This is a genomic window from Acinetobacter lanii, assembly GCF_011578285.1.
Classification (GTDB): domain Bacteria; phylum Pseudomonadota; class Gammaproteobacteria; order Pseudomonadales; family Moraxellaceae; genus Acinetobacter; species Acinetobacter lanii.
Window position 1 is genome coordinate 2,942,300 of record NZ_CP049916.1, and the last position, 21,522, is coordinate 2,963,821.

16 protein-coding genes are annotated in these 21,522 nt (G+C 43.0%); 3 read left to right on the forward strand and 13 right to left on the reverse strand.

All coding sequences use genetic code 11. The annotated features are described in order from the left end of the window. Nucleotides 1-19 precede the first annotated feature (19 nt). From hcaD to hcaE, 6 genes are all read right to left on the reverse strand, one after another. Entirely contained in the window at nucleotides 20-1,249 is a 1,230-nt protein-coding gene (gene hcaD / locus G8D99_RS13355) for a 3-phenylpropionate/cinnamic acid dioxygenase ferredoxin--NAD(+) reductase subunit (RefSeq protein ID WP_166326720.1), read from the reverse strand. A gap of 16 nt (nucleotides 1,250-1,265) precedes the next feature. After that, nucleotides 1,266-2,231, reverse strand: coding sequence for a 3-carboxyethylcatechol 2,3-dioxygenase (locus G8D99_RS13360; RefSeq protein ID WP_166326722.1), 966 nt, complete (start codon nucleotides 2,229-2,231; stop codon nucleotides 1,266-1,268). Nucleotides 2,232-2,294: 63 nt separating this feature from the next. Further along, the gene (gene hcaB, locus G8D99_RS13365) at nucleotides 2,295-3,113 is read right to left on the reverse strand and encodes a 3-phenylpropionate-dihydrodiol/cinnamic acid-dihydrodiol dehydrogenase (protein ID WP_166326724.1); all 819 of its coding nucleotides are present in this window, start codon (nucleotides 3,111-3,113) and stop codon (nucleotides 2,295-2,297) included. A 2-nt stretch (nucleotides 3,114-3,115) separates the two neighbouring features. After that, nucleotides 3,116-3,442 (reverse strand): 3-phenylpropionate/cinnamic acid dioxygenase ferredoxin subunit, encoded by a 327-nt coding sequence (gene hcaC, locus G8D99_RS13370; protein ID WP_166326726.1) that lies wholly within the window; start codon nucleotides 3,440-3,442, stop codon nucleotides 3,116-3,118. After that, nucleotides 3,442-3,960 (reverse strand): 3-phenylpropionate/cinnamic acid dioxygenase subunit beta, encoded by a 519-nt coding sequence (gene hcaF / locus G8D99_RS13375; protein WP_166326728.1) that lies wholly within the window; start codon nucleotides 3,958-3,960, stop codon nucleotides 3,442-3,444. Before hcaF ends, hcaC begins: the two co-directional genes overlap by 1 nt. Next, entirely contained in the window at nucleotides 3,957-5,324 is a 1,368-nt protein-coding gene (hcaE, locus tag G8D99_RS13380) for a 3-phenylpropionate/cinnamic acid dioxygenase subunit alpha (protein WP_166326730.1), read from the reverse strand. Before hcaE ends, hcaF begins: the two co-directional genes overlap by 4 nt. 279 nt (nucleotides 5,325-5,603) lie before the next feature. On the opposite strand from hcaE, the gene hcaR reads away from it, so the two are divergent. Continuing rightward, on the forward strand, nucleotides 5,604-6,527 hold the full coding sequence (gene hcaR / locus G8D99_RS13385; RefSeq protein WP_166326732.1) for a DNA-binding transcriptional regulator HcaR: 924 nt from the start codon (nucleotides 5,604-5,606) through the stop codon (nucleotides 6,525-6,527). A gap of 699 nt (nucleotides 6,528-7,226) precedes the next feature. Here the strand turns inward: hcaR and G8D99_RS13390 are convergent. The 7 genes from G8D99_RS13390 to G8D99_RS13420 all read right to left on the reverse strand — a co-directional run bounded on the left by G8D99_RS13390 (nucleotide 7,227) and on the right by G8D99_RS13420 (nucleotide 15,122). After that, a complete protein-coding gene (locus G8D99_RS13390; protein WP_166326734.1) occupies nucleotides 7,227-8,084 on the reverse strand; it encodes an alpha/beta fold hydrolase in 858 nt (285 codons plus the stop codon). Nucleotides 8,085-8,374: 290 nt separating this feature from the next. Continuing rightward, the gene (locus G8D99_RS13395) at nucleotides 8,375-9,667 is read right to left on the reverse strand and encodes an OprD family outer membrane porin (RefSeq protein WP_166326736.1); all 1,293 of its coding nucleotides are present in this window, start codon (nucleotides 9,665-9,667) and stop codon (nucleotides 8,375-8,377) included. 419 nt (nucleotides 9,668-10,086) lie between these two features. Next, a complete protein-coding gene (dmpG, locus tag G8D99_RS13400) occupies nucleotides 10,087-11,106 on the reverse strand; it encodes a 4-hydroxy-2-oxovalerate aldolase (protein ID WP_166326738.1) in 1,020 nt (339 codons plus the stop codon). Nucleotides 11,107-11,116: 10 nt separating this feature from the next. After that, nucleotides 11,117-12,019, reverse strand: coding sequence for an acetaldehyde dehydrogenase (acetylating) (locus G8D99_RS13405; RefSeq protein ID WP_166326740.1), 903 nt, complete (start codon nucleotides 12,017-12,019; stop codon nucleotides 11,117-11,119). Between the two features lie 15 nt (nucleotides 12,020-12,034). Further along, nucleotides 12,035-12,844, reverse strand: a complete 810-nt coding sequence (locus tag G8D99_RS13410) for a fumarylacetoacetate hydrolase family protein (RefSeq protein WP_166326742.1) — start codon at nucleotides 12,842-12,844, stop codon at nucleotides 12,035-12,037. 413 nt (nucleotides 12,845-13,257) lie between these two features. After that, nucleotides 13,258-13,926, reverse strand: coding sequence for an HAD family hydrolase (locus G8D99_RS13415; RefSeq protein ID WP_166326744.1), 669 nt, complete (start codon nucleotides 13,924-13,926; stop codon nucleotides 13,258-13,260). A 227-nt stretch (nucleotides 13,927-14,153) separates the two neighbouring features. Beyond that, on the reverse strand, nucleotides 14,154-15,122 hold the full coding sequence (locus G8D99_RS13420) for an RluA family pseudouridine synthase (RefSeq protein ID WP_166326746.1): 969 nt from the start codon (nucleotides 15,120-15,122) through the stop codon (nucleotides 14,154-14,156). 753 nt (nucleotides 15,123-15,875) lie between these two features. Here G8D99_RS13420 and G8D99_RS13425 point away from each other — a divergent pair. Together G8D99_RS13425 and G8D99_RS13430 are read left to right on the forward strand one after the other, a co-directional pair. After that, nucleotides 15,876-19,412 (forward strand): Rne/Rng family ribonuclease, encoded by a 3,537-nt coding sequence (locus G8D99_RS13425; RefSeq protein WP_166326748.1) that lies wholly within the window; start codon nucleotides 15,876-15,878, stop codon nucleotides 19,410-19,412. Nucleotides 19,413-19,623: 211 nt separating this feature from the next. Beyond that, nucleotides 19,624-21,465: a long-chain-acyl-CoA synthetase gene (locus G8D99_RS13430; protein WP_166326750.1), complete on the forward strand. Its 1,842-nt coding sequence runs from the start codon at nucleotides 19,624-19,626 to the stop codon at nucleotides 21,463-21,465. The last annotated feature ends 57 nt before the right edge of the window (nucleotides 21,466-21,522 follow it).

The window sequence follows — 21,522 nt, forward strand, 5'->3', positions numbered from 1 at the left end:
TGTTCTTGGATTTAGCCGCTTACTTTACAAGCTTACGTAAGTCTTGGCTTAAATCTAAATATTTGTCCGCTTCAAAAGGCGCATTTTTGCTGATCAGCTTTTTCAAATGACGCATTTCTTTGGCTGCATTGACAGTGATACCGCCGACGATAATACCGCCTGTTACACCAAACATCACAAATGAATTGTCTGCGCCTTTAGCCGCATCCATCTCACCACGAATTTCCCATGTTTGCGCAGTCATATCACCGACAAATTGGAAATTCAGATCCAATTGATCAGTCCAGAACCATGCTGGATTTGGCGTTGGATGTTCTACACCCATAATATGGCGTGCAAAAATCCCGGCTTGAAGATTGGCATTTTCCCAAGTTTCTACACGACGGTGATTACCACAGTCACGCAGTTGAGTGGCAACGTCACCTGCTGCATAAATATCAGGGTTTGACGTCTGGCAGTTGTCGTTGACTTTAATGGCAACATCGACATCCAAACCAGCATCCACTGCAAGTTGTACATTCGGTACGATACCAATACCGTAAACCACTGCATCAGCTCGTAGCTCTTCACCAGTCGCCAAAGTCACTACAACTTCTTCACCATCTAAACGACAATTAGCGATCGACGTTGAAAGACGAACATCCACACCTTTAGCACGATGTTGCTCAAGCAAGAACTGACTTAAAATAGCAGGTGAAGTACGTCCCATCACCATTGGACCCATTTCGATCACAGTCACTTCGCATTCTTTAAAGCGCGCAGATGATGCAAGCTCAAGACCAATCACACCACCACCGATCAAAATCAAACGGCGACCCGGTTGTAGTACAGGAACCAACGCTTGTGAATCTTCAAGATTACGTAAAGTGTAAACGTGTTTACCCAAGGCATCGAAGTTCGGTAAACGACGTGCAGCACCGCCGGTTGCAATCAGCAACTTGTCATAAGCAATCACATCGCCATTTTTCAGTTCAACGTGATGTTGTTCTGGGTTAATTTTGACAACACCGTTACCACGAATCACCTCAACACCTAACTCTGCCAGTTTCTGTTCTGACAAAATTTCGATTTTGGTTTCGGCAGGTTTCAGAATCACGTCTTTAGACAAAGGTGGGCGTTCATATGGCAAGTGTGTTTCATCACCCACCAAAATGATTTTACCTTCATACTTGTTGCCACGAAGTTCTAAAATGGCGCTCGCGCCAGCCTGACCTGCACCTACAATAACGATGGTTTCGATGTTGCTCATGCTGTTGCCCATAGTATTAACCTTTTAATTCTGCAGATACGATGCCAAAGCCCGCAATCCACTCACTAATATCTTCATAGCAGTGAGTCGTCATCTCATACTCACCAATTTCATGCAATGCAGCAAATGCAGCCATCCAAGAACGGACTTCTTGACCACCACGACCACCATCACGACGAATCTCTGCTTCAGTCATGGCTTCAAGTGTTGCGAAATCTGCTTTGGCAAAGGTATTTAACAAAGCGCGATCCCAGTCTGCATTTAGAGGCACTGCCACTGAAGTATCCCCGGCAGCCAACTTTTGACCGACAGCAATAATTTTTGATTGACGTGCATGACGTGCTTCAGGTGTTGGGTAACGACCTGCAATCAAGAACTCTTCTACTTCAGGCGGTACTGCACCCATTTGAGGTGTCGGTGGATCATGTGACAGACCCCCTGTGCCTAAAACGAGGACACGTTCATTTTCAAGATTTAAAGACTTGATGAACTGACCGACTGCACGACCTAAGGCAATGGTACGCTTTGTGGTCGGCATTGGCGCGGCTGCACCGTTAATAAATACAGGAATCGTTGGATAACGATCAAGCTCGCCACCACACAAGAAATGTAAGGGTTGCGTCACACCGTGATCTGCTTGCATACGATACGAGTATGCCACATCCACACCTTCATCCAATACACGACGTACTAACCCTAAAGCAGTGTCTTCAGGTACGTTAATGTGATCATTGTCTTTACCATAATCCCAGTCGCCTGCGGCTTTGGCACGAATACCCACGCAGAAACTTGGCATAAGGTCATAGAAGAAACCATTAAAATGGTCTGGACCAAAAGTAATGATCAACGTTGGATTATAGTCTTTAACTTCCTGCGCAAGTTTTGCAAACGCTTCACGAACCACCTGTTCTTTGCGTTTTTCTTGCGGTGAAGCAAATTCCATCAAAGGGCTGTGCGATGCACAAATCAGTTTAACGGCCATGAATGACTCCCAAACAAATGGCAGTCAAATGACTGCCATATACATCCAATGTGTTTTTTGAGCTTAAATTTCGTCGAAGAAACCAGCACGAGGTTGGCGTAAGCCACGAATACCTAAACCACATTCAGCGTTAATTAAAACACCAGTCAGTGGACGATTATTGGCACGCGATGCCAATAACACATAAGAACCTGTCATATCTTCAGGTTCAGGTAAGAAGTTCAATGGCATGCCACGCGCAATTTTCTCAGGATCACGAGCATCAAGTAAGCCAAGATTTTCTTGACCCAATGATGCTGCACCTTTGATATTGACATTCATACCCGATGGCGCAACGGCATTCACTCGTACTTTAGGCGCAAGTTCATACGCCAATTCTTTCATGATGCCTACACCTGCATGTTTCGATGCAGTATAAACTGGACCACCACCTGCAGAATAAAGCGCAGAGTTTGACAGTGTGAAAATGATTGAACCTTCAGACTTTACAAGCTCATCTAATGCAGCTTTAGCACCCAAAATTAGTGATTTGGTATTGATGCCCATGATTTCATCAAAGGCTTTTTCGAGCTGTTCGCCAGAGGTATTCACGATATCAGCATAGTGATCCCATATACCTGCATTACCCACGAAACAGTCGAGTTTACCAAAACGTTCTACAGTGGCTTTTACTGCACGGACGTTGTCTTCATAGCTAGCTACATCACCTTCAATCGCAAGAACTTTACCACCAAAGTGTTCGTTCAATGCCTCGACTTTCGCTTTTGAACGTTGAAGAACGGCAACCTGTGCACCCTCTTCCAAGAAACGCTCAACCAAAGCCCAACCTAGACCTGAACCACCACCTGTAATCAGTGCAACTTCGCCTTGTAGCCAACCCATGATTACTCTCCTGCCATTTCTACAAACAATTGACCATCTTCAACAATCACTGGGAAAGTTTTGATTGGATCAGTTGCAGGTAGACATAACGCTTCACCTGTTTTTAAGCAGAAACGTGCTGAATGTAATGGACATTCAACAGTACCGTCATCTTCAAGATAACCTTCAGACATTGAAGCATTACCATGACTGCACTTGTCATTCATCGCGAAGAATTCACCGCCATTGTTGAAAACTGCAAGCGCATCGATACCGTTTACGCCGCAATCTACTTTAAGCGCTTCGCCTTCATCTAATTCATCAACTTGGCAAACAAAAATCTTATTCATTAGAAGAATACACTCAGGTTGTGTGAGTTATAAGTAGCTTGGTCAAGCGTGATCTTACGGTTAAAGATTTGGAAGCCTAAGCCATCTTCAACTTTGCGGATCTTGTCATGACGTTTACCACAGTAAATAACCACGTCTTTCTCTTTTTGCGTACGGTACAACAGATAAGTCACGTACACGTCATATTCGCCTTCAACCTCAGTTGGCTCAACGATCACGTTGCTCACCATGTGAGTGGTACGTGATGGAGGCTCTTCAGCCCAAGCCATACCGGTTTCAAGACGCGCAACACGACGCTCTAAAAGATCTTTAGTATCGTTGAATACCCAAGTCGTAGGGGGTTCAACTGAACGACGACGGTCACGTGTTTGTGCGTTTGGTGTAGTACGTAGCGTATAAGAAATATCTTCCGCCAGTACCGCTAACCAATCACGGAATTTCCAGTCATCAAGTAGCTTTGCTTCTTTATAGAGAAACTGACTAATTTGATGATGAAGTTCTAAACTGATCTGACTCATTTCATAAGCTCCTTCTCATATTCGTCAGCGGCTTTCTCTACGTCTTCCCATTTTTCATGGATCAACAAATCTGCCCAACGGCGGTACATACCACGTGCTGCAGTTTCAGAGAAAATATAGTTGGTGATGCCAGGAATGCCATCTTCACGAACTTTTTCGTTACCTAGACCCATTTCCATGATCAATTGGTTTTTACGCGCTTTATAACCACGTAAAACTTTTTGGATCTCGATCCAGTTTTCAGAGTCATCTTGCTCTAGGAAACCCGCTGGACCAAAGGCACGTGTTGCAGAACGTTCAAATGCTTCTTTCACTTCTTGTGATGCTTCAGCATCCGCAATACAGAATGCCCAAACTTCAGTTTTGTTTGGACCACGTGGGTGCCATACGCGAAGTGTTGCAGTACCGTTCAACCAAGACAATGTTGGGAACATGGTGTTATGACCTGCAAGACGTAAAGCACGAACTTCGCCTAAACGCTCTTTCACTTCTTCGTAAGTTTCACGGAAGTAATTGGCTACTTCACCGTCTACCCATACGTTCGCATCTGGTTTTTCAGTAAAGAAGAAACCTGAACCATGACCACGTGAACCATATTGGATTGCGTCTTTCGCCGTTTCCCATACAGGACGTGCGGTTTGTGCAGCACCGAGTTTCTTAGATGCTTCGTCATCTGGTTTCGCGCCAAGCACTTGAATTGCAGATGCGTGAGAGAACAATGCGTGGTATTGGTCAGATGCAAACTGTTCCGCTGCAAATTTCCAGTTACACTCGATTTCCCACTTGTGCACACCACCAATAATTTCTGTACCACCTGGACGACGGTCTAAAACGCCATCTAAATACCAAGCGATGTCACCCATGTATTCTTCTAGATCAGGCGTGGTTTCATCCCAGCATCCGAAGACTAAGCCTTTGTATGTCGCAACACGGTTAACTTCAACCAGACCCCATTTCTCTTTACATGCACCTTGTGGGAATGCACGCTCTTCAAGTGGGATGTCTTTTAAAGAACCATCAACGCCGTATGACCAGCCGTGGTATGGGCAAGTAAATGCACGCGTATTACCACAGTCTGCAAAGCTCACGCGCATAGAGCGGTGGCGGCATTGGTTGAGTAATGCTTTAATCGATTTGTCTTTTTGACGCACCACGATGATCGGATCTTCACCCATATAGGTATTGAAGAAATCACCTGCTTTAGGAATTTGGCTTTCATGGCAGAGGAACAACCACGTACGCCCGAACACACGTTCAAGTTCTAATTCATAAAGATCTGGATCTGTATAAATAGAAGGCGAAATACGTCCATTTTGTGCATCGACTAAAGCGTCGATTTGCTGCACATCAATTTTTCCATTCATGAAAGCTCTCCTGCGACAAACGTGGGGTCACAAACAAATTGATTTAACTTGCACGATAATCGCTGTTCAGGGCTATGCTAAGGAAATATTTATTTTGTTTTAATTAAGATGTTTTAGAACTTACTCAAGCAGGTTTTGGCATTTCTTATAACATATGAAGTCAAGCAAACCATTTATTTTCTAAATACCACATCCATCTTCACCTCTGAGTTGTTTATGCTTTATACTCGAGTGATTACAAAGTAATACATATTTTGGATTACTGCTTGGACGAGTTATATGGAATTACGACACCTAAGATACTTTATTACCGTTGCCGAAGAACTGAACTTCAGTAAAGCTGCACTGAAACTTTATACTGCACAGCCCTCACTCAGCCAACAGATTAAAGATCTTGAAGAGGATGTTGGCGTTCGATTACTCAACCGCACCAAACGTAAAGTCGAACTGACTGAAGAAGGTGCAGTGTTCCTTGAACAAGCCCGTTTAACCTTAGCCCAAGCAGATAAAGCCGTGGCCATGGCACGTCAAGTGTCGAAAGCCAAACAGCAATTGCTGCGTATTGGCTTTGTGCCTGTGGCAGAAATGAAAGTCTTTCCTTTCGTTTTACCGAACTTACGTGTGCAAAGTCCAGAGCTGACCATTGAGTTGCTGAGCTTAAACAATACCGATCAAATGCGCGGCTTAAAGAAAGGTGAAATTGACATTACCTTTACCCGCAACAATTTTCACAATGAAGAAATCGAAAGTAAGTTCGTTTTACGTGAACCTTTGATCTTTTTATTGCCCAAAGATCATCCTTTGGCGAAATATGAACGTATTCCGGTTAAAGCATTAAATGGCATTGACTTCATTATTCCCTCTGAAGTGCAATCGAAGACCCTACATGACACCATTTTGGACTTTACCAAAGCCCATAATGTTGAACTGAATGTGGTACAGAAAGCCGATAACATTTTATTTAACATTAACACCATTGGTATGGGACTCGGTTGCACCATCTTGCCGGGCTACATTGCACCGCTCACCATGAACAACACCGTGATTCGTTCACTCGATGTAGAGTTGCCTTCACTGGATTTGTATGTGAGTTACCGTAAAAATTCTAAATCCCACGCGGTGCAAAAATTTATCGAGCTGCTCACCAAGATTTTTTACCTCGATATCAATCGCACAGATGAGCGAAAAATAACCGATCAATAACTGTCATATTTTTCACCATTATTTTTTACCTAAATAATGGTGGAAAATTTTACCGATTTGACACTGAGCAAAAAAAATAAATCAAGTGCTTTCGCTTGCCTTTTATCGAAATTTATCTGCTTTCAGATCAATTAAAAAATAACCAATCAGTCAGCTTTTGCTTTTTTTTCCACAATTACCACTTAAGTCTAATACAGGCTTTTTGGCTCAAATTTTCATATATTGATTTTTACGCTTAATTTGTTCTTTATAAAACAATGATTTTCCAACATTAAATGGTGACATATTCTAAAAACAGCCATTAAAACAGCACTTTCTCTAGTTCAATTCAGCCCAAAATTGATCACATATTCGACTTTTGCATGATATAGAACGTTCAAACTCACGCTTAGATGCTTTGCTTCTACGTTCAATTAATCGTTTTAAGCGCTAAAAAATAAGACAAAATTCACGCATTGTTCATTCATTCAACCTGATTCAATACGGTTAAAGAATGCTTAGATCTAAACATGAAAATTTGAGTTTTGAGAATCAATCATTCTCTTATAGTAGCTGCCTTGCTTAGGTCAATTTTTTATCCATTTTAGATTTCAGCTGGACTTTTGAATCGAACCATTTTCAATCACAAAAACAAGTCGCAAAAAAAGGGATGGTCAATGCCATCCCTTTTGCGTATTACTCAATCTTGAACAGATCGAATTAAACACCACGCGCGTTTAAGTAGTTCTTAATCACAGTATTGAATTCTTCGGCTTTTTCCACTTGAGACCAGTGACCACATTGGCTAAAGATGTGTGCATCAGCATGTGGTACTACATTTAAAATATCCCAAGTACGTGAAACCGGAATCACCACGTCTTGTGTACCATGGATTAACAGTACAGGAACTTTAATCTCTTTCATTTTTTCGAAATCAAGAGGGAATTCGAAACGGTCGCGGTCACGCGCGCCGACAACATCCATCAAACGGTTTGAAGCATAGTCATTGGCAGCAGAAGCAAAACGAACTTTAACCAATTCATCAGTGATCAAATCTTTATTCACAACGAACATCGAAAGGGTTTTCTTGATGCCTTCTTCAGTCAAAACAGGGTTTGCGTGAGCTTTAAGCGCAGCCGTTTGTTTGGCACCACCCGTACCCATTGAAATAATACCGAGTACACGTTCAGGGTAATCTAACGCCATTTGAAACGCCAACCAGCCACCCAAAGAGTTACCCACTAACCAGGTTTTTTCAATGCCCATTGCATCTAAAGTACGGACCGCATGATCCACCCATGCACGGATCCCATAAGCCGTACCTGGCGCAACAACAGTTTGACCATAACCAATGGTGTCGATTGCGATACAACGTGCTTGCTCACCAATTTGTGGCAAGTTTAACCACCAGTTCGCCGCTGCAGATACGCCAGTACCTGAACCATGTAAAAATAGGATTGGGGTACCTTCACCAATTTCATGGTAATGGGTTAACTCACCTTCAGCCGTTTCAATCCATTTGTCTTCTAAGCCAAAAAATGAATCGGTTGTGTATTCTGGAATTTGAACAGTGCTCATACTTACTCCTGGTACAGCGCAAAACCATGGTTAACACAAGGTTCAAACCACAGCGACAATGTAAAAAATATATCCACTTCTGTGCTTAATATTACCTGTTCAAGCCTGACAATCTCATACTTAATAACGATGATAAACAACAAAAAACCGATAATTTAAAACATTGCTTTAACTTCACTATAAATCTTGGATGAAGCGCAATCTTGAATGAAGCACAATCTCGGGTGAACAAAAAAATCAGCATAAAAAAAGTGCCTGAGAGTCAGGCACTTTTTAAAGCGATTGTTTCTTTAGAAGGTATGGGTGTAGCTGGTCGTCACGCGATACTCGGTGACATCACCAAAGTTTTCAACATTGGCATAGTCAACATTGATGTATTTTAATTGAAGCCCTAAGCCTTTTAGTTTTCCCTCAGGTTTGACATAGTTAATCACCACATCGACTTCATCTTCTTTACCCGAGGTGTAATTGCCATTTAAACCATTGTTATCAATGTTCCAACCATCATAATATTTAACTGAAGCGCTTAAACCTTTGATTCCGGCATCTGCAAAATCATAGGTATAACCCAAACTCCAAGACTTTTCATCTTTACGTACAAAAGCTGCCACTGACCAATTGGATAAATATGGCTGCGGCACCCACCCTGCAATAGATGGGAAATAGGGTGCATCCAAGGTATGTTCACCAAACATTTGTTGATACCCAAACTCCAGCATATGCGGACCGTGCGTCCAATCGAACTTAAATGAAACTGCTTGGTTATCAATCTCATTAAACATGGCATCGCCGGCTTCACGGTTATCAAAATAATGGACATGGCTGGCAATTTTATTTTTGGCATCCAGTTGTTTCTTATAATCCACACCCAAATAATTTTGGCGATAGATATCTCGCATCTCACCATAGAAATAGCTTAAGGCGATATTTTTCGTCAACTGATGATCAATTCCCGCGACATACATGCCATCACTTCTTTTGTCATCTTTAACGGCCACTTCATTTGGCCATAAAGTGAAATCATCAAATTGATTGTTATAACGGGCATTGATGCTCCATAAATAACCCAAAGTGACTTTGGTGTTTTTAATATCTTTTGATTCTAGCCACGCCCCTTCATAACTGGTGATCAATTGACGTGATGGGTCAAAGTACACAATCGGGGTCATGGGGAAAATTTCACCGACACGTAACTCTGTTTCAGACACTTTGGCTTTTAAGGTCACCCCCCATTTACCAAAGTCGTCTTGCTGTTTGTGTGTAGTATAGTTATAGGGCAAAACATAATCTGCATTACTGCGCTCACCATCTAAACGCCAAGCGTATTGTGCAGTGGCATCAAGACCCAGTTTTAACGGTCCAAATTCGGCATAGCCTGATTTGGCAGAGAATAAAGCCCCTTGGGTCCAACTGCCGTAATCCTGCATTTGCCCTGCTTTTAACTCATCGACTTCATGGACGTAATAAAAATTTTTCAGTTGCAGTTGTACTTTACTGTCGTCAATGAAGCCAGCAGAGGCATTGGAGTTGGCTAATGCTACGGATGCAGCACACAATAATAAAGAGAGAGATTGACGACGCACGGATGTAATTCCCCTACATTCGATTTAAGCATGCAGTCATCATGTAAAAAAATGTAAGCACAAAACATCCGACTTGAGTCTTAATTATTCTTTTCAAATGAGAATGCTTTAAAAAAGCTCAAAAATTCAGCAAAATATTTATATTTATTAACGATAAACAAAAAAATCTTCCGAATGAAACTTTAAATCTAAGTGCTTGTTCTCCAGTTTATTTTCGACAAATAAATGGGCTTTTTTGAAAAGCAGATTTTGATTGATATGTTTTTTGTTTAAGCGATGATGAAAACTCTTTTTAAAGAAACAACAACATAGACCTAAATTGTCTTATATCATTGTTTTTAAATATTAAAATATGGACTTTAGGCATAAAAAAGCACCCAAACTGGGTGCTTTTTTCAAATCAGATGAACACTTAAGGCTTAAGCATTCATTTCTTTGGCTTTAGACATGGTCAATGCCAAGTCTTCGATCATATCTTCTTGACCGCCCACCGTACCACGGCGACCGAGTTCAAGTAGGATTTCACGTGCAGATACGCCATATTTCGCTTCAGCACGTTTAGCAAACAATAGGAATGAAGAATACACACCTGCATAACCTAAAGTTGCCGCATCACGATCCGCACGAATTGGGTTGTGCATCATTGGAATCACAAGATCCTCAGCAACGTCTTGGACTTTAAACAAGTCTACACCGGTTTCCATTTGCATACGATTCGCCACCGCAACAAACAATTCAAGTGGTGTATTCCCTGCGCCTGCACCTAAACCTGCAGAAGCTAAATCGACACGAATCGCACCCGCTTCAACAGCAGCAACGGTATTGGCAACACCCATACCTAAGTTATGGTGACCATGGAAACCGATTTCGATGTTTGAATCAAAGTGTTGACGTAAAGCACCGACACGGTCTTTCACATCTTGTGGCAACATATAACCCGCAGAATCCGTCACATAAATACAGTTTGCACCGTAAGACACCATCTTTTTCGCTTCTTCAAGCAAACGTTCAGGAGACGCCATGTGTGCCATCATTAAGAAGCCCACAGTGTCCATATCTAATTTACGTGCAGCGGTAATGTGCTGTTCAGAGCAGTCTGCTTCAGTTGAATGCGTCGCAACACGAATCGTTGACACACCAATTTCGTGTGCCATTTTTAAATGGTCAACCGTACCGATACCAGGAAGTAACAATGCAGTCACTTTGGCATTTTTCATACGTGGCACAACAGCAGACAAGTATTCTTCATCTGTCGCAGCAGCAAAACCATAGTTCACTGAGTTACCACCTAAACCATCACCATGGGTCACCTCAATTAAGGGCACACCTGCATCATCTAATGCAGTTGAAATGGCAATCATTTGCTCAACTGTGGTTTGATGGCGCTGCGGGTGCATACCATCACGTAGTGTCATATCATTAATAATCACTTTAGACATGGTCTGCTCCTTAAGCTTCAGCGGTGTGTTGTGCGATTAAACGCTCTGCGAACATTTCTGCAGTACGTGCAGCTGCCGCCGTCATAATGTCAAGGTTCCCTGCGTATTTCGGCAAGAAGTCACCTAGACCTTCCACTTCAAGGAACAGTGATATACGGTTGCCATCAAATACTGGACCGTTTACAAGTTTATAACCGGGTACATATTTTTGAACTTCTTTAAGCATTGCGTGAACAGCTTCAGTGATCGCCGCTTGATCTGGTTCACCTTCGACTAAGCAATGCACAGTATCGCGCATGTAGACTGGTGGCTCAGCAGGGTTAATAATGATGATCGCTTTACCTTGTTTCGCACCACCGACTTTTTCAATCGCACTTGCCGTGGTACGGGTAAATTCATCAATGTTTTTACGTGTACCTGGACCGATCGATTTGGTTGATGCTGTTGCGATGATTTCGCCATAGTTCACCGGCTGAACGCTTGCAATCGCTGCGATCATTGGAATCGTTGCTTGACCGCCACAAGTCACCATGTTCACGTTTGGCACTTCACCTGATTCAAGTAAAGTATTTAAGTTCACTGGTGGTACGCAGAATGGACCAATCGCCGCAGGCGTTAAGTCGATCATGAGCACGCCCAGTTCATTCAACTTACGGCTGTTTTCAGCATGTACATAAGCAGAAGTCGCATCGAAAGCAATTTTGATGTCATCTTCAAGCACGTGAGGAAGAAGACCATCCACGCCTTCCGCCGTGGTTTTTAAACCCATTTTTGCAGCACGTGCAAGACCTTCAGACGTTGGGTCGATCCCCACCATCCAAACTGGCTCTAACCATTCGCTACGTTGTAATTTATAAAGTAAATCTGTACCGATATTACCTGGACCAATTAAGGCACATTTAATCTTTTTCATGATGTTTCTTCTCAATTATTCAGCAGCAAATGCAGCAACAACAGAACCAAAGCCTTCGATTTCAACTTTAAATTCATCACCCGGATGCGCAACAACCATTGGACCTAAAGCACCGGTCAACACGATGTCACCTGCAAGCAGTGGACGACCACGGCGAACCATTTCGTCCGCCAACCACACTGCAGCATTGAGTGGGTTAGAAAGACACGCTTTACCCACACCTTGAGAAACCACTTCATCACCACGCGTCATGATCATTTTGCAATTTACAAGGTCAAGATTTTCAAGTTTGACTGGCTTAGAACCCAATACGAAACCCGCAGAAGATGCATTGTCTGCCACGGTATCGATCAGTGAAATTTTCCAGTTCTCAATACGACTATCCACCACTTCAATTGCAGGCAATGCATATTCAGTCGCACTGATAATGTCTGCATAAGTGTGTTTTTCTTTAGTCAGGTCTTTGTTGATGACCAATGCGATTTCAGCTTCTACTTTCGGTTGAATCAATCGTCCCGCAGGGATTGCTTCACCATCGCCAAATGCCATGTCGGCAAATAACATCCCGAAGTCAGGTGAATCCACACCCAATTGCTTTTGTACTGCAACAGAGGTTAAGCCGATTTTACGACCGACCAAACGACGACCTTCAGCAAGGGCACGTTGAGTATTCACTTCTTGCGCTGCGTACGCGATATCCACATCCGCACTTTCACCACCGAGTTGCGGACGAATAGGTGCAATCGCAGTTTGTGATAGTTCAGCTTCTCGAAGCGCCAAAGCAACAGATTCAACACTCGTTTCAACAACAGCAGAATTTGACATCAATGTTTCCCTAAACTGCAAAAATTGGAGCTATACCTGCCTGCGATCAAGCGATTAATCCTGTACTTGGGCAAATTCAAATTGCACATCGCACGGCGTTAAGCTGATAAGGCTTTAAAGGTATATGTATAGACAGTTTAAGAATCGAGAAATTGCCGGCTTTATGCCAATACTTATTTTATTTTTTTCAATAGCTAATAGCTATAAATAGCAACTAAAGAATTAAGCCAAAACAAAAGCTTAATTGTATTTAAAAGCATCAATAGAGCGTTAAAATGCTGTTTTATTATTGTACAACTCAAATTCAAAGCGGAACTTAGACTAAAAGATAACAGCCCAAAGCCAGTCTGTTATCTTAAATGAGATCATGTCTCACTGAAGCAATGCTGAACTTCAACGGGCCAATACCGTACCTAAACCGCCTGTTTCTGTTGCACTTGATGGTTCAAGGTTTGATGCAACATCGCAACATTATCCACAATCGCAATTGGATTGTATTGAGACAAGATTTCAGGCGTATGCACGCCATAACTCACACCGACTTTCGGCATGGCTATATTGTGTGCCATTTCCAAATCGTAGCTTGAGTCACCGACCATAATCGCTTGATCTGCGCTTAGACCCGTATGCTCTAAAATCTCAGCCAACATCAAAGGATCCGGTTTAGACTTGGTTTCACTGGCTGCACGAGTAATTTCAAATAAATGTGTACTCTTGGTCTGTGCCAACACCCAATCAAGCCCTCGACGACTCTTCCCCGTTGCCACCGCAAGCTGAATCCCTTGAGACTTTAAGTCATTCAGCATTTCAGCTACACCCTCAAACCATTGATCATGCTTTGAATGCTCAACATAATGGTCGCCATAGCACTGTAAAATTTGATCGTGCAACTCAGGTACATTTGGAAATAAAATTTGTGCCACTTCAGGCAAACCTAAACCAATAATGCTTTGCGCTGCTTCATCGCTTAAAGGTTGATTAAACTGCTCTGCGGCAAATTTTAGACTGGTGACGATTTGCCCCACTGAATCAAACAAAGTGCCATCCCAATCAAAAATGATCAGTTCTACAGGTTTAGACATATGAGTTCCCTAGATTTGATTTAGGATTAAAGCATTAAGCTGATGAGGCGAATCGATTTTTTACCTCACCCCGACCCTTCTGCTTAAAGGAGAAGGAGAAACAATACAAAATAACTGAAATTTGAAATTTAGATGAGTTCCCTCTCCTGAACGAGTTTAAAGCACTGCTTTAAACGACGTGCAAGAAAGGAGACTTGCGACTCAGGGAGAGGTGTAAATTTTAAAAATTACTCATCATCTTTCGCAGACACCACAACCTTGTCCGCCTTCTGCGCACGCAGTTGTGCCACTAGACTTTGCATATCTTCAGGCAATGGCGCTTCAATGGTCGGATAACCCGGAATCTCAAGACGCATGGCATGTAAACACAAGCGACGTGGTTTTGGCCCTTTATATTCAGTTTCATGACCATATTTATCATCACCAATTAAGGGATGACCAATGCTTAAACCATGTACACGAATCTGATGGGTACGACCTGACAATGGTGATGCATAGACCAATGTGCCATGCATAAAGCGCTCAGCGACATTCCACTGAGTTTTAGACTCTTTGCCTTCTTTCGATACACGTACTCGACGCTCACCATTGGCAAGCTCATAACGGTGTAAAGGTGCATCAATCAATTGACGATCAAGTGCCACTTGACCTTTCACCACAGCCGCATACGTCTTTTTGATTTTGTGTTCACGCAGCATGTCTTGCAGTAATTTCAAAGTGCTGCGTTTTTTCGAAATCATCACCAAACCTGAGGTATCACGGTCAATACGGTGAATCAATTCCAAGTATTTTTTACCTGATGCTGCACGTAAGCCCTCGATCAAGCCATATGCCACACCACTACCGCCATGCACCGCAATGCCTGATGGCTTATTCACCACCATCAAACCTTCGTCTTCATAGATCACACGACTGAGTAAACTTTGCGCCACTTTATCAGACACAGGAACAGCCGATTCGTCTTTTTGTTCATAGCGGATCGGTGCGACACGAATCATGTCACCAATCGCGAGTTTGGTTTCTGCTTTGATTCGTTTTTTATTCACGCGAACTTGACCTTCACGAATTAAACGATAGATACGACTTTTCGGCACACCTTTTAAACGTGAAAACAAAAAATTGTCGATGCGCTGTCCCAATTGGTGCTCATCCACTTCAAACCAAGTGACGTTTTGCCATTCTTGCGTAGAATTCATACAGTTACGTTGACCTAAAAAAATACTAAATTTGATTAAAAACTGATCACTTAGACTATACTTTTCACAAGAAATATCTGTATAGCCCATAGGCAGATGATGTAAGGTTTGCTATAGTCAGCGCACGGATACCACCGTAAGTGAACAATATTTTAGAAATTTCAAAACTTTTTGAAATTAAAACTAAATTTTTGTTGTTCAGCACAAACTCGGAATGGTCCCAAAAGAATATGCCCGCCGTAGGCTTATTATATCGGCAAAAAGACAAACTGTTGCGTTTAATTGTGCTTTTGCACATAAATCAGTTTGTTTAAAAAAATATGTCGCCAGCTTTAAGTTGGTTTTTAAACGTAAACTGATACACATCAGAATAGTCGCAACCTGATTCAATATTCAGGCTAAAGCGTTTGATGCATTTGGATCTGCACATAAAGCAAAGATACGATGATAATTCCGTATCAAGACGCTCTATCGAATAGAAGGGATGATCTTCAAGCTACGTGACAGTGAAAGTTACACACATCCAATGCACCGCTTGACCGCCAGTGAATATTCAGGTGCTTTTAATCAGTGACAAGATTAAAGCCGTATTGCCATCATCAATATGTGATTCAAAAACCGAAGCCCACCAAAAAAGGCCGGTAAAAAAACTTAGATCAGCTGCTTTAAGATCTAGGGGTTGATCCATGAGGGTTGATGTTCGCTACGTGAATAGCGATTATCAGTTGTGTATCACTATTAGGTGCTACACCCATGAAACGTATGTTGATTAATGCAACACATGCCGAAGAAGTTCGCGTTGCACTCATCACTGGTCACCGTCTTTACGATTTCGATTTAGAAAACCGTACACGTGAACAAAAGAAAGCTAACATCTATAAAGGTCACGTGACTCGCGTTGAACCTTCTCTAGAAGCCGTATTTGTTGAATATGGTGCAGGTCGTCAAGGTTTCTTGTCGATGCGCGAAATTGCCAACTCCTATTACAAAGCAGACCCACGTCAAACCTCGAATATCCGTGAATTGATCACTGAAGGCACTGAGCTTTTGGTTCAAGTGGAAAAAGAAGAACGTGGCAATAAAGGTGCTGCACTTTCTACCTTTATTTCTCTTGCAGGTCGTTACCTCGTCCTGATGCCTAACAACCCGAAAGGTGGTGGTATCAGCCGTCAAATTTCAGGTTCAGTTCGTGAAGAATTGAAAGAAATGTTGGCATCTTTAAATGTTCCTCGTGGCATGAGCGTGATTGTGCGTACTGCGGGTATCGGTCGTTCACAAGAAGAACTTCAACTTGACCTACAACACTTGTTAGATCTTTGGACACGTATCCAATCAACCTCGAATTCTGGTCCATCGCCAATGTTGGTGCATCAAGAAGCGGGTGTGGTGACACGTGCGATTCGTGATTACCTACGTGATGACGTAGCTGAAATCCTGATTGATTCTGAGCAAGCCTATAACGAAGCCTATAACTTCGTGAAAGCAGTAATGCCGAACCAGTTAGATAAGTTAAAAACTTATACCTTAAACGAACCGTTGTTTGCACATTTTGCCATCGAAAGCCAAATTCAAACGGCTTATGAGCGTGAAGTCAAACTTCCTGCCGGTGGTTCAATCGTCATTGACCAAACAGAAGCTCTAGTATCGATTGATATCAACTCTGCAAAATCAACGCGCGGTCACGACGTTGAAGAAACAGCGTTGAACACCAACTTAGAAGCTGCAGAAGAAATTGCCCGCCAATTGCGTTTACGTGATATCGGTGGTTTGGTTGTCATCGACTTCATTGATATGACCAAAGAACGCAACCAACGTATGGTTGAAGCAAAACTACGTGAAGCAACCCAAAGTGACCGTGCCCGTATCCAATTCGGTCAATTGTCTCGCTTTGGTTTGATGGAAATGAGCCGTCAACGCTTACGCCCATCACTAGAAGAAGCAACAGGTTATGTCTGCCCACGCTGTCATGGTACAGGTATGGTACGTGACTTACGCTCTCTTTCACTTTCGATTATGCGTAAAGTAGAAGAAATTGCATTACGTGAACGTCAAGGTGAAGTTCAAGTTGAAGTACCTGTTGAAATCGCTGCATTCTTATTGAATGAAAAGCGTCACAGCTTGGTATACCTTGAGCAAACATCAAATGTACGTGTGACGGTATTGCCACACCCACATTTAGAAACACCGCATTACGAAATTTCGTTCAACCCTGAAGGTTTCGCACCGACCAGCTATGAACGCACTGAAGCAACCCGCAACAGTGAAAAAGAATTGGGCTATGAATCTTCTGAATGGCATTTAGAAGAAGAGCAACAACAAGCGCTTCAAGCGCAAGCCCCTGCTCAGCAAGACAAAAATGCGAAGCGTAAAAACAATGCAGCTGCTCAGCAAAATGCCCCTCAAAAAGCAGCACCCGTACAAGCGCAAGTGCCATCGACCAGCCCATGTGCATGGTTAGAAAACTTGTTTGTACAAAAACAAGCAGCCACTATTGATCAATCTCGTACTGCCAACAATGCTGCAGCAGCGATTGAACAAATGGTCAATGGCGGTGCAGTCAGCCGTGGTCAATTCGGTCAAGTGTCACATACCGCACCTGTGGCTGTTGAAACACGTCCAGTGGCAGATACCAATGCCTATCTTTCACACTCACCTGTTGCAAAACAAGAAGTGACTGCGGAACGTCAACAAGACAAAGAAGACCGTCCACAGCGCAACAACAAGAAAAACCGCAACAAACCGCGTGACAACCGTGAACAACTTCAAGAACACAATGTGATTGAAGAAGTGGTACAAGTGTCTCGCCATGAGCAACGTTTAGAGCGCAATGAAAATGGCCGCCAAGACCGTACAGAGCGTCATGACAATCCCCGTGTCGACAACCGTAATGAACGTCAAGAGCGTTCAGACAACCAACGCCCTGAGCGCAATGATCGTCAAGAACGCCAAGACCGTAACGAAAATACACGTCCGGACACGCGTGAACAAAAATCACGCAATCCAAAGCGTCAACAGCAAAATGAACAACAATTTGATGTTCAAGCTGAGCAAGCTGTACCGCGTCGTGAGCGTAATGCACAACGTCCAAATCGCCCAAATCGCCACCGCGATCCAAGCGTATTGAACGATCAAGCCGTCGCTACACCTGCTGTTGTGGCAACACAGCAACCGAAAGTTGATTTGGTTGATGTACCACGCAATGCAGATTTAACCACTGCCCTTGTTGTTAATGTGGATCAAGCGCAAAGTGAAATCATTGCCTTAGCTCCAACCCAAGCGGCACCGGTTCCTGCTCAAGTGGCACCGACAGTTGTCGCTCAACGTCCTGTTGAAGCACCACGTGCAGTTGCTCAAGCTGCGCCTGCGGTAGACGCAGTTGAAACGGTTCAAGCGACTGTTGCGCCAACAGCACAACAGCCCGTACAACGTGCCAGTAATGACCCACGTTCACGTCGTCGTAACAAACATCGTGATCAAAAAGCCAAAGTGGAAACACCAAAAATCAACCCATCACAAGTGCCGACTCTGTCTCAGCACACCGTGAGCAGTTTGATTCGTCATGTTTATGGTGATGATTGTTCAGTGTTAATTGAACAATTTGGTTTGATCCCTACTTTCAACCGTGCCTTGCAAAAATTCACCGATGCTTATGTAGCGACTTTGGTTGCGCAGTCGGCTGAACCGGTTGAAGGGAAAAAACCCGTCACTCGTGATGCGGTTATTGCGAAAGTGAAAGTTGAAGCTGAGCCTGCGCCAGTGCTTGACTTAACGCCACCAAAACCGGTATCAACCAGCCGTGTAGCCAATGATCCGCGTGAGCGTCGTCGTTTAGCAAAATTGGCAGCAGAACAAGCCAAACAAGCCAAACTTGAAGAGCTTTCTGCTGAACAAGCATCTACACAGCCTGCAACAACTGAACCTGTTATGACAACAGAAACGGTTGAAAGTGTTGTAAAACCTGTTGAAGCACCTGTGGCTGAAACGGCAGTAGCAACAACACCTGAAGCTGAAGTGGTCGCCGAAACCGCTGTTGAAGCTGAAGTTGCGCCAGCGCTTGTAACACCTGAAGCTGAAAAAACTGAAGCACCTGCAACTGACACCCCTGTGGTTGAAGTTGAAGCGCTAGAACATGCTACAGAGGTCAAGCCCGTTGCAGCAAAGAAGTCTGAAGCGGTAGATGCCAAAGACGCATCTCAGGATGACGCTGAGCTTTCAGATGAGGACAAACCTGTGCGCCCTCGTCGCCCACGTGGTCGTCCACCAAAGAAAGCCAATCCTACAGCTGAATAAGTTGCTTAAATTACAGTAAGATTTGTAAAACCTAGTCATTACGGTGGCTAGGTTTTTTTGTTATGGTCAATCTAACTTTCGAAAATTCAACACCTTAAGTTTATAATGACAAATCTATAAACATATTGTAAAAAATGAAATCGAAACAATAACTGCAATCATTATTTGATTAATTAAAAATCAATGGAATACAAAAACAAGTAGGACTGATATGAGCCAAGCAAACCACGATAATCTTATTGGAATCAAAGATGTCGCAACCCGTTTACCCAAGCTAATCAATAAACTACCCAACATTGTGGTTGGATTAAAACAAGCCTATTTAAGAACAGAATCCACCCCTGCTGGACTTGGTCTTGCTTTTGAACAAGCCGTCAAGCGCAACCCACACGGTACTGCACTAATTTTTGAAGAGCAAAGCTATAGCTACACTGAATTGAATGAATGGGCCAATCAAATTGCACATTTTCAGCTTGAGCAAGGGGCAAAAAAAGGCGATGTAATTGCGGTGATTATTGAAAACCGCTGTGAACTGATGGCTACCGTGATTGCGTTAGCCAAAATTGGCGTCATTTCTGCCCTAGTCAACACATCACAAACCGGTAAAGTGTTGACCCACAGTATTAATTTGGTCAAACCGATTGCAGTAATTGTCGGTGAAGAATGCCGTGAAGCAGTCGATGCGGTGCGTGATAGCCTAACACTGGATCAAAATCATTTTTATTGGTTTGCCGATCAAAACACCCGTCAGGATGCGGGTCAAGCACCCAAAGGCTTTATCAATCTTGCCGAAGTGATTCAAACTGCAAAGAAAACCACACCAAAGCAATTAAAATCAGTCACCGGCAAAGACGGTCTATTTTATATCTATACCTCAGGCACTACAGGCTTACCCAAAGCAGTAGTGTTTAAAAACAGCCGTTGGATGCTCGCTTATGGTACCTATGGTCATGTACTGAATTTAAAACATGATGATGTCATGTACGTGACCTTACCGCTCTACCATGCAACCGGCATGGTGGTGTGTTGGTGTGGTGTGATTGCCGGCAGTTCAATTCTAGCGATTCGTCGTAAATTCTCCACCACGCATTTTTGGTCAGATGTGCAAAAGTACAATGCCTCTGCGATTGGCTATGTCGGTGAGCTGTGCCGTTACCTGATGGATGCCCCAGAAAGTGAGATCGATCGTGCGCATCGAGTCACCAAAATGATTGGTAATGGTATGCGTCCGAATATTTGGGACAAATTCAAACAACGTTTTGGCATTGAGGAAGTGTTAGAACTGTATGCTTCAAGTGAGGGCAATGTTGGTTTTTCCAATATTTTCAATTTTGACAATACCGTCGGCTTCTCTCCTGTGCCTTATGCCATCATTCAATATGACAAAGACAAAGAACAACCGATATTGGACAAAAAAGGCTTTTGTCAAAAGGTCAAAAAAGGGGAAACAGGACTGTTAATTGGCAAAATTACCAGCCGTTCGCCTTTTGATGGTTACACCGACGCAGACAAAAATAAAAGCTCGATCATGCATGATGTCTTCAAAAAGGGGGATTCCTACTTCGTGACCGGCGACTTGGTGCGCAACATTGGTCTTCGACATGCCCAATTTATGGATCGTTTAGGTGATACCTTCCGCTGGAAAGGTGAAAATGTCTCCACTACAGAAGTGGAAAATATCTGTAGCGAATACGACAAGATCAGTGAAGCAGTCATTTACGGGGTGGAAATCCCCAATACCAATGGTCGTGCTGGCATGGCTGCGATTACTTTAAAAAATGGCGCCGAACTGAATGATGAAGATTTGGTCAATATGGCAAAAACCTTCAAAAAAGAACTGCCCTCTTATGCAGTTCCGGTATTTTTACGGGTACAAAAAAACCTCGAAACCACAGGCACCTTTAAATATCAGAAGAGCAAACTCAAAGAAGAAGCGTTCTATCCAGACAGAACATCGGACCGTTTACTGATTTTATTGCCCCAAGCAGAGGGCTATTGCGATATCAATTCTGAGATTTTAAGCAATATTGAGCAGTACAAATACCGCTTTTAAGCCTGAAAATGCTTATTTTTTGTATAAGCAAAACAAAGTTGTTGGATTTATAAACAA